Origin of the sequence: Rathayibacter sp. Leaf248 (assembly GCF_920939495.1) — a bacterium.
GTDB lineage: Bacteria > Actinomycetota > Actinomycetes > Actinomycetales > Microbacteriaceae > Rathayibacter > Rathayibacter caricis.
Genome location: NZ_CAKLAV010000001.1, coordinates 2,329,422 through 2,347,490, shown reverse-complemented (window position 1 = coordinate 2,347,490; position 18,069 = coordinate 2,329,422). Strand labels below are relative to the sequence as shown.

The window sequence follows — 18,069 nt, the reverse complement described above, 5'->3', positions numbered from 1 at the left end:
TTCCCGGGGTGAGGAAAGGGGGAGTGGTGACGGCGATGCTCGAGCGGGCGGCGACTGGTCGCTCGTCGGTCTCTGCGGGTCGTATCAGGCCCGATCCGAGTCCACTCGCGGATGCGTCGCTGCACGAGTGGGCGCGATCCGGGTTCTGCAGGCCGGATGGGGCCCGTTCCGGGTCCACTCTCGGGGCCGCTACTGCACGAGTGGACGCGATCCGGGCTCGGCGGGCCCGTGGGGGCCCGTTCCGCGCCGACTCGCGGGTCAGTCGCGGTCCGGGTCCGCGGAGTCGGAGACGCCGTTCGCCTCCGGTGCCCCGATCGTGCTGATGATCGGGAGGGTCCCCGTCCGCACGAGCGGCTCGTGCGGATCCGAGGGGGAGGGCGCCGGATCCGCGACGGGCAGCGGCGCCGTGGTCGGGGACGGCTCGCCCTCCCGGTACAGCACGTCGGCGGCCAGCGCCGCGTCCATCCCGCGGTCCCGCCGCGCCCGCGCGCGCACCGGCGCCACCGCGCGCACCACCGGAGTCCGCAGTCGGCGGTATGCGATGCGCCCGAGCGTGACGCCTCCCGCGAGCCCGACGGCGATCATCCCGGCCTGCAGCAGCAGCTCGATGCCGCTCGCCGGGTCGCCGCCGGACGTCAGGTCCAGCACGCCGCGGTAGAGCGTCAGCCCGGGCAGCAGCGGCACGATCCCGCAGGCGGTCGTCACGACGGCGGGGATCCGCATCCGGTCGGACAGGGCCTCGCCGAGCAGGCCGATGACGAGCGCGGGAGCGGCGCTGGCCATCAGCGGAGCGGCGCCGAGCGCGAGGAGCGAGTCGGAGGCGAGCCACGCGCCCGCACCCGTGAGCGCGGCGATCAGCGCCGGCCGCGGCGGGGTGTGCGACGAGAGCGCCCACGCGCCGGCCGCGATCCCCGCGCCGAGGATCTGCACGCCGGCCGGCCAGGGGCGGGCGTAGGAGTCGACGAGCACGAGCTCGACGCCGAGGGAGCGCGCCGCGTCGAGCACGGCGGCGATCCCGACGACGATGCCCAGGGTGAGCAGTCCGACCTCGAGCAGGCGTCCGCCGGCGGTGATCGGGAAGCCGTTGATCGCGTCGTCCGCGGCGCCGACGAACGAGAGGCCGGCGAGCAGCACGACGACCCCGGAGGCGACCACCAGCGCCGGCGGCAGCGCGGCGAGCTCGACCGGCAGCTGCGGCACGACCGCGAGCAGCAGCACCGCCACTCCGGTCGCGACCGCCGCGCCCGCGATCTGCTGGAAGAACGCGGGCAGGCCCCACCCGCCCAGCAGTCGGGTGACGGTGTCGATCAGGGCGGCGGTGGCGGCCGCGACGAGGACCACGAGCGGTCCGCCGCCCAGCAGCACCGCGACTCCGGCGGCCATGACCGCGAGAGTGAGGGTGACGACGGCGCGGCGGTAGCGGTGCGGCTGCACGAGGATCGCGTCGAGCCGTTCGTGGGCCGCCTCGAACTGGTGCCGGGCCTCGTCGCGCGCCTCGGTCGAGTCGACGGTGTCGGCGACCCGCACCTCGGGGGAGCCGTCGGTGATCGCGGTGACCAGCGCCGTCACGCGGGCGAGCCGCTCGTAGTCGGCGCTGCGCGTCTGCACGACCCGCAGCACGCTCACGCCGGCGGAGTCGTCGCCTCCGTCGTGCACCACGAGGATCGACGTGAACGTGAGGTCGACCTGCACCTCGATGCCGTACGCCCGGCAGACGCGCTGGATCGTCTCGGTCACCTCGGCCGCCGCCGCTCCGAGCGAGAGCAGCGTCTCGCCGAGCCGCACCGCCAGCTCGAGCACGCTGCGCACGGTCTGCTCGGCGAGGGAGGCGCGGCGGGCACGGCGGCTGACGGGTGCGGCCGGCTTCTGCCCGCTGAGCGTGCCGACGACCTGCTGGAGGAGACGTGGAGGGCGCATCCGTCGAGCCTAGGCAGACCGCGGGGTGTCCGTGACCGCGCTCTCCGACACCCCCTGGCGCCTCCGCCCGGGATGTGAGGGGATGGAGCCCGGTGCACCTCGCACCTCCCCTCTCGGAAAGGTCGAGCATGTCGCTCAGCGTGCTGTTCATCGGTGGAACCGGCATCATCAGCGCGGAGGGCGTCCGCCGCTCCCTCGCCGTCGGGCACGACGTGACCGTGCTCAACCGGGGGCGGACGTCGATCCGGCCGCTCCCCGAGGGCGTGCGGACCCTGACCGCCGATGTCCGCGACTCCGCCTCGATGCGCGACGCCCTGGGCGACGAGCACTTCGACGTCGTCGTCGAGTTCGCCGCGTTCACCCCCGAGCACGTGCAGCAGGACATCGACCTGTTCGCCGGGCGCACCGGCCAGTACGTCTTCATCAGCTCGGCCTCGGCCTACCAGAAGCCGCCGGCGCGCGTGCCGGTGACCGAGTCGACTCCGCTGCGGAACCCGTTCTGGACGTACTCGCAGGACAAGATCGCCTGCGAGGACCTCCTCGTCGCCGAGTACCGCCGCAGCGGCTTCCCCGTGACGATCGTGCGGCCCTCGCACACCTACGACCGCACCGCGCTGCCGGTCGACGGAGGCTGGACCGTGATCGACCGGATGCGGCGCGGCCTCGAGGTGGTCGTCCCGGGCGACGGCACCTCGCTCTGGACCCTGACCCACAGCAGCGACGTGGCCGTCGGGCTCGTCGGCCTGTTCGGCGCCACGGCCGCGATCGGGGAGGCGTTCCACATCACCGGCGACGAGACGCCCACCTGGGAGCGCATCCACCAGGACCTGGCCGCGGCGGCGGGAGTGGAGGCGCGGATCGTGCACGTCGCGTCCGACGCGATCGCCGCCGCCGATCCGGAGCTCGGCGCCGGGATCCTGGGCGACAAGGCGCACTCGATGGTCTTCGACAACGCGAAGGTGCGGAGCCTGGTGCCCGCGTTCTCGCCGGCCGTGCGGTTCAGCGACGGCGCGCGCGAGATCGTCGAGTGGTACGACGCCGATCCGTCGCGCCGGGTCGTCGACGAGCGGATGAACGCGCTGTTCGACGCCCTGATCGAGGCGTACCGGCCCCGGCCGCTCTGAGCGCGTCGGACGCGCTTCTCCGGTGGGGGTCTGTCCGGTTTGCAGGGGATGTGCGTCCTCCCGGACGTTGCACTGCGGCGGGAAGCGCGTTCCCGCTCGAAGCCCCTGCGAATGGCACCGCCCCCTCGCGAGAGCGTCTCTCCGCAGTGACCTGTGCGATGTGCAGGGGATGTGCGCCGCTCGGGACGCTGCGATGCGGTGGGAAGCGCGTTCCCCCTCGGATCCCCTGCGAATCGTGCGCGCGCCGGATCGAGCGGGACCTGGATCGTGCGCACCGACTCGAGAGCGGCCTGCGCCGTCGGGGCGGCGCCCGTGCGCGAGGATCGGAGGCATGAGCGCGCAGCGAGGTCTCCCCGCCGGACGTGCCGACGGCGTGTGGTGCCAGCTCGGCGAGCCCCTGACCGCGGTGCAGATCGCGCGCAGCGGAGTCGACTGGCTCTGCCTCGACGCGCAGCACGGGGCGTTCGACGACTCCGCCGTCGTCGCGACGCTGCGGGCCGCGGCGGTGCTCGAGGAGCGGTCGCCCGTCGCCGTGCGGGTCGCCGAGCTCTCGGACGCCCTGATCGGCCGGGCGCTCGACGCCGGTGCCGACGTGGTGATCGTGCCGATGGTCGAGACGGTCGCGCAGGCGGAGGCGGCCGTCCGGGCCGCGCACTACCCGCCGGTCGGCCGTCGCAGCTGGGGCCCGATGGCGGGGCTGTGGGGAGCGGTCGCCCCGACGCCCGCCGAGGCGCGCTGCGAGCTGTGGGTGATGATCGAGACCCGCGCCGGTCTCGACGCGGTCGAGGGGATCCTCGCGGTGCCGGGAGTCGCGGGCGTCTTCGTGGGTCCGTTCGATCTCGCGATCGCACTCGGCGTCGCGCTGCCCGACCTGATCGCCGCCGACGGACCCGGCGACCCGCTGCCCGCGATGGTGGCGGCGGCCCGTCGCTCCGGCGTGCGCGCAGGTGCGTTCGCCGGCGATCCGGAACGGGCGGAGCGGCTCCGTGCGCTCGGCTTCGAGGTCGTCGCGGTCGTCACCGATCAGGCGCTGATCGCCCTCGGGGTCGCCACCCTGCGATCGGACGAGCGCGGCTGATCGCTCACGGCCCGGTCGCGGATCCTTGACTGTTCCCGCGCCCGCGCCCCGCCGTTCACCGCGCCCGCGTAGCGTCGCGGCATGGCGATCACCGAGACGGCACCCCGCGGCACGGCGAGCGTCGTCCTCGCGCTCGTCGCCTTCGCGAGCGCCGTCCTGCTGCTGGGCCACGCCGCGGTGCAGGGAGTCGGCGCGCTCGTGTTCTGGCAGCCGTGCTGGTCGCAGGGGTACGAGAGCCGGGCCTGCGCGTACCTGCAGTACGAAGCTCCGACGCCGGAGTGGGTCGCTCCGCTGTGGGTCTGGTTCGCCGAGCTGCTGCTCTCGATCGCCGTGCTCGTGCTCTCGATGCGCGCGCAGGGGCGCATCGTGCCACCGGCCTTCGCGCTGCTGGCGGTGCTGGGCTCGAGCATCCTCGTCGACTACGTCTTCACCCCGGCGGTCAACGGCGGCTACCTCTCGGCCGACAACCCTCCGGGCTTCGGGCTGATCGGCGCGGTCTGCCAGGCGGTGGCCGGCGTGCTGCTGCTGGTGACCGCGGTCCCACCGCGCCGCTGAGCCGACGGCGACGAGCACCCCGCCGCGGTTCCGCAGTAGTCGCGGCGATCGTTCGCGCTCCCCGCAACTTCTGGAGGAGCGAGGTCACCCGGTGACCCGCGGCGCGCGGCCTACGCTGGCCGGATGGACGGACCTCTCGCCGGCGGCAACATGAACGACGTCGAACGCAGCGGGGACACGGTCCTGCGGAACGCGGGACCGTGGACGCCGACCGTCCACCGCTACCTCCGGTACCTGGCCGTCGCCGGGATCGACTGGGCGCCCCGGCCCCTCGGCGTTGAGGGCGGGCGCGAGCGGATCTCGTTCGTCGAGGGGGAGGTGCCGCTCTACCCGCTGCCCGCCTGGGTGTGGAGCGACTCCGTCCTCGAGGAGGGAGCGCGCCGGCTGCGCGCACTGCACGACGCGAGCATCGGCTTCGGCGTCGACGGCGCCGTCTGGCAGGCGCCGGCCAAGGTTCCGGCTGAGGTTATCTGCCACAACGACTTCGCCCCGCACAACCTGGCGTTCGTCGACGGCGCCCTCGTCGGCGCGATCGATTTCGACATGTGCTCGCCGGGTCCGCGGCTCTGGGACATCGCCTACTTCGCGACGCGCGTCGTCCCGCTGACGGCCGTGACTCCGGAGGGAGCGCCCGGGATGGACGACGCGCGTCGCCGGGTCGAGCTGCTCCTGCGCCGGTACGGCTCGGACGCGACATGGGCGGACGTCGTCCGCGTGGCGGTCGTCCGCCTCCACGACCTCGCCGAGATGTCGATCGGCAAGGCCGAGGAGCTCGGGAAGCCGCACCTCCTCGGAGAGGCGGCGGAGTACACCGCGGACGCGCGGTTCCTCCGCGACCTCCTCGACCGCGACGCGCGCGCCGCCGCGCTTCCTCACTAGTTGCGGTAACGGCTCGCGCTTCCCGCAACTTTCGGAGGAGCGACGCCCTGCGCCCGGACCCGCCGCGGTTCCGCAACAGTTGCGGTAACCGCTCGCGCTTCCCGCAACTATTGGAGGAGCGAGCCGAGCACCCCGTCGCGGTTCCCCAGTAATTGCGGTAGCGGCTCGCGCTTCCCGCAACTTCTGGAGAGCCGAGGAGGCGCCACACCCGGAGCCGCCCACCCCGCGTCACCCCACGTGCACCGCCGGCCGGCGCCCCGGATCCGGCTCCGCGCGACGCAGCACCTCGCGCGTCACCGGCGCCACCTCGCCCGCTCCCGTGATCAGGAAGCGGAACATGTTCGACAGCGGGCTCCCCTCCGTCCACTCGAAGTAGATCTCGGGGATCACGCCCGTCTCGGAGCGGATCTCGAGCAGCACCGCGGCCAGCGTGTTCGGCACGTTGCCGCTGCTCACCTGCAGCACGCGGAAGCCGTGCCGCACGACTCCGCGCACCTCCAGGTCCTCCTCGAAGTTGGACGAGTCGGCGCGGTGCACCTCGAGGAACAGCACGGGCGAGCGGGCCGGGATGTTGCTGTCGCGCCGCTCCTCGCTGAGCTTCGTGCGGTACTCCTGCTCCGAGTCCTCGTCGGGTTCGTGCGAGACGATGCGGATCACTCCGTAGTCGTCGGCGTCGGAGCGGACGAAGGCCAGCGCCTGATCGTCGAGCACGACGGAGGTCGCGCGCAGCTGGAACGACCGCTGCACCCGCGAGATCAAGGAGACGACGACGATGCCGACGATGAAGACCGCCGCGATCCTCACTCCGTCGGGCCGCTCGATCACGTTGACGACCGTCGTGTAGACGAAGACGAGCGCGATCAGCGCGAAGCCGACGGTGCGCTTGCGCTGCCGCTGGCGCCGGGCCGAGAGGAACACGGCGACGGACGCCGAGGTGATCAGCACGAGCACGCCCGTCGCGTAGGCCCCGCCCTGCGCGTTGACGTCGGCCTCGAAGAGGATCGTGATGAGGAACGCGATCGCGGTGAACACGAGCACCAGCGGCCGCACGGCGGCGGCCCACTGCGGAGCCATGCCGTAGCGCGGCAGGTACCGCGGCACGATGTTCAGCAGCCCCGCCATGGCCGACGCGCCCGCGAACCAGAGGATGCAGATGGTGCTGACGTCGTAGACGGTGCCGAAGCCGTCGCCCAGGTACTCGTGCGCCAGGTAGGCGAGTGCGCGTCCGCTCGCCTCGCCGCCGGGCTGGAACTGCGCCTGCGGGATCAGCAGCGTCGTCACGATGCTCGACGTGATCAGGAAGCTCGACATGATGATCGCCGCGGTCAGCAGCAGGCGCTTCGCCCCGCGGATCCGCCCCGCCGGGTTCGCGGGGGTGTCGCCGGGCGCGCCGGTGATCTGCGGCATCACCGCGACTCCGGTCTCGAACCCCGAGAGCCCGAGCGCGAGCTTCGGGAACACGATCAGCGCGATCCCGACCATGACCAGCGGATTCCCGTGCTGCGTCGTCAGCGCGCTCCACCAGTCGGTGATCACGACCGGGTTCTCGGCCACGTGCCCGAACGACACCGCGATCACCACCAGGTTCAGGAGGAGGAACACGGCCACGAGGACGACCGCGATGCCGATCGCCTCCTTGAACCCCTTGAGGAACACGAGTCCGAGCAGCGCCACGAGTCCGAGGGTCAGCGGCACCTCCGCCCCCTCGAACCAGGCGGGTGCGAACGGGTTCTCGACGGCGTGCGCCGTGGCGTCGGCCGCCGAGAGGGTGATGGTGATCATGAAGTCGGTGGCCGCGAATCCGAGCAGCACCAGCACGAAGAGCTTGCCGCCCCACCAGGGCAGCAGCCGCTCGAGCATCGCGATCGAGCCCTCGCCGCGGAAGCTCTCGCGCGCGACGCGACGGTAGACGGGCAGCGCGCCGAACAGCGTGAGCAGCACGAGCACGATCGTGGCGAGCGGAGAGAGGAGCCCCGCGGCGACCGCGGCGATCGCGGGCTGGTAGCCGAGCGTCGAGAAGTAGTCGACGCCCGTGAGGCACATCACCCGCCACCACGAGTGCGTCTTCTCGACCGTGGTCGCGTGCGGACCCTGGTGCGCGCCGGACTCCTCGGACAGGCCGGTGAGCATCCAGGCGCGGAGTGCGCGGCGCTTCACGGGCGGGGGAGGAGTGGCGGCGGCGCGCGCCGGAGAGGAGGTCACCTCCCGTTTCTACGCCCCGCGGGTGATCGGCCAGGACCGATCCGGGAAATCACCCGTGAGGATTCCGTAGGGATTTCGGGCGCAGGGGCGCTCGGGGCCTCGCGCGCCCCTGCGGAGAGGCCGAGGATGCTCTCTCGAGCAGTAGCCGGTCATCGGGATCGTTCAGCCCGGGCCCGGCTGCGACCCCCGACGTCCGCTACACGCGGGGCCAGTCGCTCGTAAGAGAGGCCTCCACGGCGCGGTTGCGGAACGAGTACGGCTTCCCGCGGTCGATGATGCCCCGCACGGTGTCGAGTCGTTGCGAGAACGGTCCGACCTGCGTCGCCGACGTCAGACCCATCCGCTCGGCGATGCTCGTCAGTGTCCGCTCGGCGGGCGGCAGTGCTGCCATCGCCTCGACGAACTCGCGCTCTCGCGTCGGGAGGCGGTTCAGGATGCGTTCGACGTGGGCCGAGGCCTCGCGCTCGGCGCCGCGCCAGCCGGACACGACGTCGTCCTGGGAGATCACCGCCGTCGTCGCCGCGTTCCAGGCGCGCTGCCCGGCGAGCTGGAAGAGGAACGGCTCGCCGCAGCAGAGCGCGGTGATCGCCGTCGCCGCGTCGGCGCTCATGGTGACGGTCTCGGCGCGGCCCTCGGCGGTCGTGGTCCGCCACCCCTCGAGGACGAACGGCTGGAGCGCTTCGAGCAGATCCCGCTCGTCGAGGGCGGTGAGCGTCGTGGTGCGGAATCGCCGGGCGAAGGTGGCGCCCTTCCTCGCGCCGGCCATGTCCTCGAAGTCGGGCAGCCCGGTCAGGTAGACGGTGACGGGGAGGAACCGCGGTATCCGCGCCCCACCGGGGGCGATCGCCTCCACCTCGTGCGCCAGCACGTCGCCCAGTGCGATGAGCAGCTGCGACAGCGCGGCCTCGTCGGTGATGTTCTGAACCTCGTCGATGTGGATCATCACGACGGCGTCCTGCTCGATCGCCGCCTCGCCGAGCTCGACCAGCAGTTCGAACAGTGCGGTGAACGGCTCCTGGCCCGTCCCGCCGCGCACGGTGAGGGAGAGCCCGGCGACGGCGACCTGCTCCACGCGCGCGAGGAGCTCGACGACCCGCTGCCGTGGGGAGGTGCCCAGCCCCGCCCGCTCGGCCAGTCGGAGCACCGCGGAGGCCACGAGCCGCAGCGGGTCGGCTCCCGACGGCATCCGCAGTTGCGGCGTGACCCAGTCGCCGGCGTCCGCCGCGCTCCGGGCGATGCGGCGGACCAGACTGGACTTGCCCGTTCCGGGCTCGCCGAGGATGGTTCGGCCGGTCTCGTACAGACCGGCGGCGCGGCGCGGGCGGACGACGTCCCGCCAGTCGCTCAACTGCTCGACCCGCCCCGCCCAGACATCGGGCACGACGTCCGAGCCGGGTTGGAAGGGATTACTGAGAGCGGATCGCACACGATAAATTTATCACGCCCACCGGAGAGCGACGATAACTTTTACAGAACGCGCCTGCGCGCCTCTTCCACGCGGTCACCAGTCGACGAGCGCGTCGAGGTCCTCCGCGACGAAGATGCAGAACGGATGACCGGACGGATCCGCGAAGACGTACAGCGGTCCCTCCGCGTCGTCGCTCTGGTCGTCGATCACCTCGGCGCCCAGCGCCACGGCGCGCTCGCGCTGCTCCTCCAACTCGGCGGCGTCCGCCACCATCAGGTCGAGGTGCAGCTGCTGCGGGTGCTCGCCCTCGGGCCACGTCGCGCGCTGCAGCCGGTCGACGCGCTGGAACGCGAGCCGCACCCCCTCGGGCGTGCGCAGCGCGACCCACTCCGCGCGGTCGTCGGAGCCGTCGGCCGGCGGTTCGTCGCCGGGCCGGTAGCGGCCGCCGAGGAGGGCGGCGTAGAAGGAGGCGAGACCTCGCGCGTCCTCCGTGTCGAGCACGATCTGTCGCAGTCGCAGTGCCATGGCGGCAGGGTACGCCGGCGTGGGTCGGGCCGACAGGGCCGGAATTCCGCTCCCGCGGCCGGTCGGCGACCGGTCCGTGTCCGCAACCGAGGACCGAACACCGATCGGCAGCGCGATGCGGCCCTACGGGGCTCCTCACCCTCGGTTCCGTACGCCTCAGGTGGGAGCTCCCGCCCTCAGCGGCTGGGCGGGGCGCCCGCACCGCCGCCGGGAGCCGCTCCCGCGGTCGGCGTGGTCGTCGTGTCGACGCGGGCGGTGAGCGCCACGGAGTAGCCCGTCGCGACGTCCCCGGTCGTCGTGCCGAGCTGCAGCACGCCTCCGTCGTCGCCGAAGACGTTGTCGTCGGCGAGCGAGACCTGCGCGAGGTTCTGCGTCGATCCGCTGTACTCGTCGAGCGCGTAGACGGCGGCGCAGGCGTCCTCGGGGAGGGCGACCTGCGAGGTTGCGATCGCGTTCGCCGCGTCGGTGATCGAGGCGGCGTCGGGGTAGACCTCGAAGTGGATGTGCGGCCAGCGGCCGGAGTAGCAGGCGGGGAAGACCGAGGTGAACGTCACCGCTCCGTTCGCGTCGGCGACCTGGACCCCGCGCAGGTAGGTCTCGTCCTCGACCCCGGAGGAGTACATCGAGTAGTTCCCGCCCGCGTCGCAGTGCCAGACGTAGACGGCCGCACCGGCGAACGGCACGTCGCCGTTCGCGGTGTCGAGGATCGTGAGGGTCAGCGCCATCGGCACGCCCGCGGCGGTCGCTCCGCCGTCGATGCTCGAGCGGATGTCGCTGCGGACGACTCCGGCGTTCTCGAGCACGTCGACGCCGTTGGATCCGTCGCCGGGGTAGGGGCCGGCGGTCTCGTCGGGGATCTCGCCGGTCGCTGTCGAGGCGGTGCCGGAGGACGCGGTGCCGGAGGATCCGCTCGCGGACGACGTGCCCGTGCTGCCGCTCGCGACGGTCGTGCACGCCGCGAGCCCCACCGTCGCCGCGCCTACTCCGATCAGCGACAGCACCCGCCGACGGCTGAACAGCGTGCCGACGTCGAAGAGCAGCCCCTGGTCGACGACCTCCTCGTGCGGCCGGTCGAGACGCCGCCCCTGGTAGGCGGGCCCCTGCGGGGTGAGGTCGGGCTCGGGGATGCGGGTCATGGGGTCCTCCTCGGACGTCGGCTGCGCGTCCGACTCTGACGATCGGGTCTATGAGCCTCCGATGTGGGACCGATGACGTGGCGAAGGGTCCGCTCGAGGCTCTGCTGACCCGATCGGGGAGGCGCGACAACGTCGAGCGCGGACGCTGAGCGTAAAGGTTAGAGGCACTAACCTTGACCACACATCGACCCCAGCGCGCTGAGGCCGGTCTTTCGCCCGCCCGCCCGCGGAAGGACGCTGTCGTGCTCCGGATACTGGACCGACTCGCGATCGATCCGGTTCTGACGGCGGAGACCGCCGCCCGGAATCACGGCGTCTCGACCGTCGCCGCGCACGGAGCCCTGGCCCAGCTGTCCGCCGCCGGGATCCTCTCTCGGAACAAGGACCACAAAGGACGGCTGTTCTGCTGGACGGCGGACGAGCACCTCGCTCACGTCGCGCTGACGGAGCGCAGCAACCGCATCGGGGGAGGGGACACGCTCAACGAGGTGCCCCGGCACGGGCCCGCCCGACCCGACACGCGTGTCGTCGGTCGGCTCCTCCGGTGACGCCGTCGATCGCCTCGGCGTCCGAGGAAGCCCTCGACCGGACTTGCCGGTGCAGTCCCTCCAGGGAAGGGCGATCGTGACGCGCGGGTTCCGCGCCCTCCCGCTCCTCGCTGCCGTCGCCCTGCTCGCCGGCTGCGCCGTGAGCCTGGACGGCTCGCCCGAAGCCTCCGCCGAGTCCGCCGAGACGGCCGCTCGGGAGTCGGCGGCCGCGCTCGCCGACGGCATCGGCACCGACCGCCCCGACGACATCGACGAGGTCGCGCGCGAGGCCGTCGCGGCCGGCGCCGACCTGATCGCGATCGAGTCCCTCGAGGCCCCCGAGCTGATCGACCCCTTCGGCGCGCTCACGACGCGCGTCACCGGCGCTGACGGAGAGGCCTACTGCTTCCGCATCGAGTACGGCTTCTACGGCCGCCACAGCGACGACGGCGAGACGGTCCTCGGCACGACGACCGGGGTGGAGGACGTCGAGTGCGACGCGTCGACCCCGGGCGTCGCTCCGCCGCCGGACACCCGCGAGATCGTCGTGCCCGCTCCGAACGCCGAGGAGGCGGCGACGGAGGTGCTCGCCGGGCTGCCCGAGGATCCGGGTCCGGCGGACGCCGTCGCCGCCGCGATCACCGAGCGGCTGGCCGCCCCGACGGGGGTGCGGGAGGTCGCGGCGCCGCCGACGGCGGTCGTGCGGGGGAGCGATGTCGGAGTGGCGATGGGCCGCGCCGAGGACTGCGTGCTCGTCAAGCGCGAGGACGGAGTGGTCACCCGCGTCGTCGTCGCGCCGGTCCGGCTGCAGCCGGGCGAGCTCGGCTGCACCGCCGAGACCGCCCTGCTCCCGGCGGAGTCGCTCGGGTCGCCCCACTGAGGGGCCGGCTCGCAGGCGTCCTCGACGAGGCGTCCCCCGGCAGCCCGCGCCGGGTCGACCCGTCCGGCGAGGTCGGGATGCGCGCGTCGAATCTGTCGCCCTCCTCGGGGGGTACCGGAGCCTGAGAATCCGCCCCGAACACGGGGATAGTGGGGAGCCACTCGTCCCCTCGCGTCCGAGCGCCGCCCCCGGGCGCTCACGCGCCTCCTCAGAGAGATCGTCGTGCCCGGATCCGCGCCCCCCGTCCGCTCCTCCCTCCGCTCCCGACTCGCCACCGCCCTGGCGGCCGTCGTGGTCGCCGCCGGCCTCGTCGCGATGCCGACGGCGGCGCCCGCGGCCTCGGCTGCGGCCTCCTCGGCATGCGGTGAGGCGGGAGTCGTCAATACGGCCATCGCGGCCGGCCCCGACGCCGTGGAGTGCCGGTACGTGAACCGCAGCGCCGACGGCATCGGCGGGGCCCCCGACACCTTCACGGTGCCGCCGAACACGCACTCCCTGAAGGTGCGCGTCGACGCCGGGCGCAACGGCGGACTGACGACCGCGAAGCTCTGGGTCACCCCCGGGCAGGTGCTTCAGGTCAACGTCGGCGGGGTGGGCGAGGACGCCCGTCCCAACGGCGTGTCGATCGGCAAGCGGGCCCTCGGCGGCTGGAACGGAGGCGGCACGGGAGGAACCGACGGGTTCGGCTGCACCCTGAATCCCTGCGGTGACGGTGGCAACGGTGCGACCGACGTCAGGACCGGCGATTTCGGGCTGAGCGATCGCGTCCTCGTCGCCGGCGGCGCGGGCGGCGACGCCTACTTCATGGGAGTCGGCGGAGGCGAGAACGGCCAGGACGGCGGTCAGGAGGTCAACTCCAGCGTCTACGGCGGCAAGGGCGGCGGCGGCAGCCAGAAGGCGGGAGGCTACGGCGGCGGGAACGCGAGCGGCGGCACCTTCGGCGGCGGTGGCGGCGGCGGCGACGCGAAGCCGTTCCCCGGCGCCTCGGCGATCGGCGGAACCGGCGGCGGCGGCGGCTGGTACGGCGGTGGCGGCGGAAGCGGGCGGTACTACGCGCCGTGGCTCATCTACTACCAGGGCTCGGGCGGCGGCGGCAGCGGGCACGCGGGAGCCGGCACGACGGAGGCCGTCCTCACCCAGGGCGGAGGCAGGGATCGCGCGAACGTGGTCATCCGCTCCATCCCCGACGAGTACCCCACGACGGTCTCGGTGGTCTCGGCCACCAACCCCAGCGCCGTCGGGGACGACCTCCGGTTCACCGTGACCGTCGAGACCGCCGACCCGGCGAGGATCCCTCTCGGGTCCGGACGCGCCGGCGTCGCGTACCAGGTCGTGGACAACGGAGTCTCGACCATGATCGTTCCGAACAAGCTCGTCACGATCGACCCCGCCCTGCCCGGCAGGGGCACGGCCGAGATCCAGATCACCGGGGCGGATGGAGCCCTCACTTCCCGGGCGGGCGACGCGATCTTCTACGGCACGTTCTCGGGCCGCGAGACCGACACGGCCACCGGCACTTTCCGCACCCGGTCGAACGCCTCGGCCAAGCAGACGCAGACCATCGTGCGCCCGCCCGTGCCGATCATCCCGGTGGAGCAGACCATCACGTTCTCGGAGCTGCCGGAGCTGCGCATCGACGGCCCCGCCGTCGATCCCACCGCGACCTCGTCGTCCGGTCTGCCCGTCAGCTATCTCAGCAACACGCCCGAGTCCTGCACGGTGACGCCCGAGAACAGGATCACTCCGGTCGGGGGCGGCGCGTGCGTGATCGTGGCGCTGCAGCCCGGCAATGAGCGGTTCCTCCCCGCGACGCCCGTCGAGCGCTCCTTCGAGATCGCCTTCCTTCCGCTGTCGATCGAGCTCGACGCCCTCGCGAGCAACACCCTGGGTGAGGAGACCGTGACGGCCCGTGCGCGATCCTCGGCCGGCGTGCTGGTCGACATCGACACCTTCGACTACGACATCTGCGAACCCGTGGGCACCGCGCAGAGGGACGCGACCGGTTCCGTGACGCGGGACATCCGCCTCGTCGGCCCGGGGCTCTGCAGGGTCGCCGCCATCTACGGCGACGAGAGGTACGACTTCACCTGGAGCAACGTGCAGGAGTTCGAGGTCCTCCCCATCAGGCAGAGCATCTCGTTCCGGCTGCCGCAGGTCGCGGTACCCGTCGGGTACTACGAGGACGTCCTGACCTACCCGAGCTCGACCAGCGGGCTCCCCGTCGCGGTGACCACGACGACTCCGCTGGTGTGCGCCGTCAGAGACGAGGCCTTCGTGCGCACGGTCGGCGCCGGAACCTGCGAGCTGCAGTTCCAGCAGCCCGGCGACGAGCGGTACCTGCCTGCGCCCACCGCTTCCGGATCGTTCGAGGTGAGCAAGCGGGCTCAGACCATCGACTACTTCGCCCCGGCGGACGTCGATCCGCGGGCCGGCAGCACGTACTCTCCGCGCTCCATCACCAGTTCGGGGCTGTCCGCGGTCTACGGCGCGTCCGGCGCGTGCACGATCTCCGAGGGGATCGTGACCTTCACGGTCGTCCGCGGCGTGTGCACGATCACGGCCGACCAGCCCGGCGACGCGAACACGCTCCCGGCCGCTCAGAAGTCGTACGACCTCACGGTGACCAAGGGCCGGCAGTCGATCACGGTCACCTCGACGCTGCCGGCGACCGCGGCGCTCGACACGCGCCACGTCGTCTCCGCCACCGCCGACTCGGGCCTGCCGGTCAGCGTCTCGGCCAGCGGCTGCACCCTCTCGACCGATGAGCAGGGTCGGCGGATCGTGGTGCTGACGGACGCGGGTCGGTGCGGTCTCGCCTTCAACCAGGCGGGCGACGCCGACCACGAGGCCGCTCCGGAGGAGCAGCGCACGATCACCGCCACCCGCCTCCCCCAGGCGATCACCGTCGACTCGACGCCTCCTGCCCGCGCTTTCGACGGCGACACGTACAGGGTCGAGGCGACCGGAGGCGGATCCACTGCTCCGGTGGTCGTCTCGATCGTGCGGGGCGGCGACTGCACCGTCGAGGGCTCGGTCGTGTCCTTCTCCGGAGAGGGCTCCTGCACGCTCACGATCGATCAGAGCGGAGACGCCCGGTACGCCGATGCTCCGCAGATCAGGCAGACCATCACGGTGGGCATTCCGGAGGGCGACCTCGCTTTCGGGGGAGAGGCCCCGGTGACCGGTCGCGTGTTCGGGACCTACACGCCCGTGATCGTCGCGGGCCCGTCGACGGGCGAGCCTGTGCTGTCGGCGAGCGGTGCGTGCTCCGTCCGGGCCGACGGGAGGACCGTGCAGAACGACAGCACCGGGACCTGCCGGATGTCGCTCGACCAGCCGGGCGACGGCGACTGGCCGGCGCGCCGGGCGGAGAGGAGCTACTGGGTCCTCAAGGCCGAGCAGACCGTCCGCATCACCAGCACGCCCCCGGCCTCGCCGGTGGTGGGCGGGACCTACACGCCGACGCTCGCCGGAGGCGGATCCAGTGAGGCGCCGCGGATCCTCACCGGCGTGCTGTGCTCGGTGAAGGACGGGGTCGTCACGTTCACGACGAAGGGCGTCTGCCTCGTCTCGGCGTACCAGAACGGCGACGCGCAGTACGAGAGCTCCCGCCCGGACAACCAGGAGATCGAGGTGGGCTACGCGCCCGGCTCCGTGTCGTTCGGCAGTGCGGCTCCGACCGACGCGAAGGTGGGCGGTTCCTCCACTCCGGTGATCGTCGCCGGTCCGGCTGCGGGCCGTGCGGTGCTGTTCGCCTCGGGCGCCTGCTCGCTGGGCGAGGGCGGCGTGGTCTCGTACGACTCCGCCGGCACCTGCACGCTGACCGCGCGCCAGAGCCGTGACGACACCTACGGGTCCGCGCGCGCCGATCAGACGTTCGAGATCACGAAGACCGCGCAGACGGTGGCGTTCACGACGCGCGCCCCGGCCACGGCGATCCCGGGAGACGACCACACTCCGAGCGCGACGGGCGGGGCCTCCGAGCAGCCCGTCGTGATCGGCGCCGCCGGCGCGTGCGCGATCGAGGACGGGGTCGTGACCTTCAGCGGCAGCGGCACCTGCACGATCACCGCCGACCAGGCGGGCGACGACCGCTTCCAGTCGGCGCCGCAGATGTCGCAGACCGTCGCGGTCGCGCTCCTCCCAGGCACCGTCGCGTTCGACGTCGATGCTCCGATGGGCGCACGGGTCGGCGGATCCTCGACTCCGGCGATCATCCGCGGCCCGTCGAGCGCCGATCCGGTGCTGACGGCGTCGGGGGCCTGCTCGGTCGCGTCGGGCGTCGTCTCGTACGACTCCGCCGGAACGTGCACGCTGACGCTCGACCAGGCGGAGGATGCGCGCCACGGCGCGGCTCCCCAGGTCGTGCGCACCTTCGCGATCGCGAAGATCGCGCAGACGGCGGTGTTCACCTCCACGGCTCCGGCCGCGGCGGTCCCCGGAGGCACCTACACGCCGACCGCGACGGGCGGACCGTCGGGTCGCCCGGTCATCGTCGCGGCGACCGGGTCCTGCTCGATCGAGGACGGAGTCGTGACCTTCGTCGGGAGCGGCACCTGCACGATCACCGCCGACCAGGCGGGCGACGACCGGCACGAGGCAGCGGCCCAGGTGTCGCAGTCGATCGCGGTCGACCTCGCCGCCGGAACGGTCGCGTTCGGCGGTGACGCTCCGGTCGGTGCACGCATCGGCGGCTCATCGACTCCCGTGATCGTCCGCGGCCCGTCGAGCGCGGATCCCGTGCTGGCGGCTTCGGGCGCCTGCTCGGTGGCCGCGGGAGTCGTGTCCTACGACTCTGCGGGGACCTGCACGCTGACGCTGGATCAGGCGGGGGATGCTCGCCACGGCGGGGCTCCGCAGGCGGTGCGGACGTTCGAGATCGGACGGGTCGCGCAGTCCCTCGCGTTCACGTCGATCGCTCCCGCCGCGGTCGCGGGCGGCGCCGGCTACACGCCGACGATCAGCGCGGGCGGGTCCAGCGCCCCCGTGGTCTTGGGCACGACGACGCCCGAGGTGTGCTCGATCACGGCCGGCGCCGTGAGCTTCGCGAAGGCCGGTACCTGCGAGCTCATCGCCGACCAGGCCGGGGACGCGACCCACGAGGCGGCCCTTCGCGTGACCCAGTCGATCACGGTCACCGCGCCGGCCCCGATCGTGAGGAAGGCCCAGAAGATCGCGTTCACGACGAAGATGCCGACCTCGCCCGAGCGCGGCGTCGCGTACCCGGTCGCTGCGACCGCCACCTCCGGCCTGCCGGTCGCCCTGTCCGCGAAGGGCGGCTGCGTGCTGAGCGCCACGGGCCCGGGCACCGCGACCGTCAGGCTCACCGGGCTCTCGAACTGCGTCGTCACGGCGACGCAGACCGGGAACTCGCAGTGGCTGGCTGCACCGTCGGCGAAGCAGTCGCTGCGGATGAAACTCTTCACCCGCGCCGACCTGAGGATCGCCGTCGCGCCCGCTCCCGGCCTCGCCGCGAGCGCCCCGCTGTCGGCGATCGTCACGGTGAAGAACGTCGGCACCCGCGACGCGGCGACCACCACCACCCGAGTGGTCGTCTCGGGTCAGGTGGCCAGCGCCCCGGGTGCGGTGCAGACCCGGGGATCCGTGGCGGGCACCACGGTGCTCACCTGGACCGCTCGGAGCGTCGGCACCGGCGCGAGCATCGCGTACCCGGTGACCTTCTCGAGCCGACCGAAGTCGACCACGTTCGACGCGAAGGTCTCGACCGCCGCATCCGACCCGACCCCGGCCGACAACACGGTGAAGCGCACGCTCCGGTAGAGCCCGGGGCCGCGCGGCCGGACCTCTCGGGTCTGCCGCGCGGCCCGGGGTGCATCG

Annotated in this window: 12 protein-coding genes; 7 read left to right on the top strand and 5 right to left on the bottom strand. The window is 72.9% G+C overall.

The genetic code is table 11. From position 1 onward, the window contains the following. Positions 1–258: 258 nt before the first annotated feature. Positions 259–1,917: a threonine/serine ThrE exporter family protein gene (locus LRG51_RS11200; protein ID WP_230672789.1), complete on the bottom strand. Its 1,659-nt coding sequence runs from the start codon at positions 1,915–1,917 to the stop codon at positions 259–261. A 128-nt stretch (positions 1,918–2,045) separates the two neighbouring features. Between LRG51_RS11200 and LRG51_RS11195 the strand changes: the two genes are divergently transcribed. The 4 genes from LRG51_RS11195 to LRG51_RS11180 all read left to right on the top strand — a co-directional run bounded on the left by LRG51_RS11195 (position 2,046) and on the right by LRG51_RS11180 (position 5,553). Beyond that, complete coding sequence (locus tag LRG51_RS11195) at positions 2,046–3,041, top strand: SDR family oxidoreductase (protein ID WP_230672788.1); 996 nt, start codon at positions 2,046–2,048, stop codon at positions 3,039–3,041. A gap of 331 nt (positions 3,042–3,372) precedes the next feature. Continuing rightward, positions 3,373–4,119, top strand: coding sequence for an HpcH/HpaI aldolase family protein (locus tag LRG51_RS11190; protein WP_230672787.1), 747 nt, complete (start codon positions 3,373–3,375; stop codon positions 4,117–4,119). An 81-nt stretch (positions 4,120–4,200) separates the two neighbouring features. After that, a complete protein-coding gene (locus tag LRG51_RS11185; protein ID WP_107574058.1) occupies positions 4,201–4,674 on the top strand; it encodes a hypothetical protein in 474 nt (157 codons plus the stop codon). A 123-nt stretch (positions 4,675–4,797) separates the two neighbouring features. After that, on the top strand, positions 4,798–5,553 hold the full coding sequence (locus tag LRG51_RS11180) for a phosphotransferase (protein ID WP_230672786.1): 756 nt from the start codon (positions 4,798–4,800) through the stop codon (positions 5,551–5,553). 228 nt (positions 5,554–5,781) lie between these two features. On the opposite strand, the gene LRG51_RS11175 is transcribed toward LRG51_RS11180, so the two are convergent. The 4 genes from LRG51_RS11175 to LRG51_RS11160 form a co-directional block, all read right to left on the bottom strand. Beyond that, positions 5,782–7,683, bottom strand: coding sequence for an amino acid transporter (locus LRG51_RS11175; protein ID WP_094742689.1), 1,902 nt, complete (start codon positions 7,681–7,683; stop codon positions 5,782–5,784). Positions 7,684–7,951: 268 nt separating this feature from the next. Beyond that, positions 7,952–9,181, bottom strand: coding sequence for an ATP-binding protein (locus tag LRG51_RS11170; protein ID WP_230672785.1), 1,230 nt, complete (start codon positions 9,179–9,181; stop codon positions 7,952–7,954). A 75-nt stretch (positions 9,182–9,256) separates the two neighbouring features. Beyond that, a complete protein-coding gene (locus tag LRG51_RS11165) occupies positions 9,257–9,688 on the bottom strand; it encodes a VOC family protein (protein ID WP_055784866.1) in 432 nt (143 codons plus the stop codon). Positions 9,689–9,864: 176 nt separating this feature from the next. Continuing rightward, a complete protein-coding gene (locus LRG51_RS11160; RefSeq protein ID WP_230672784.1) occupies positions 9,865–10,824 on the bottom strand; it encodes an intradiol ring-cleavage dioxygenase in 960 nt (319 codons plus the stop codon). A gap of 242 nt (positions 10,825–11,066) precedes the next feature. Between LRG51_RS11160 and LRG51_RS11155 the strand changes: the two genes are divergently transcribed. From LRG51_RS11155 to LRG51_RS11145, 3 genes are all read left to right on the top strand, one after another. Further along, the gene (locus LRG51_RS11155; RefSeq protein WP_230672783.1) at positions 11,067–11,372 is read left to right on the top strand and encodes a hypothetical protein; all 306 of its coding nucleotides are present in this window, start codon (positions 11,067–11,069) and stop codon (positions 11,370–11,372) included. A 49-nt stretch (positions 11,373–11,421) separates the two neighbouring features. Next, the gene (locus LRG51_RS11150) at positions 11,422–12,231 is read left to right on the top strand and encodes a hypothetical protein (RefSeq protein ID WP_230672782.1); all 810 of its coding nucleotides are present in this window, start codon (positions 11,422–11,424) and stop codon (positions 12,229–12,231) included. Positions 12,232–12,453: 222 nt separating this feature from the next. Further along, positions 12,454–18,012: a glycine-rich protein gene (locus LRG51_RS11145; RefSeq protein ID WP_268966583.1), complete on the top strand. Its 5,559-nt coding sequence runs from the start codon at positions 12,454–12,456 to the stop codon at positions 18,010–18,012. The last annotated feature ends 57 nt before the right edge of the window (positions 18,013–18,069 follow it).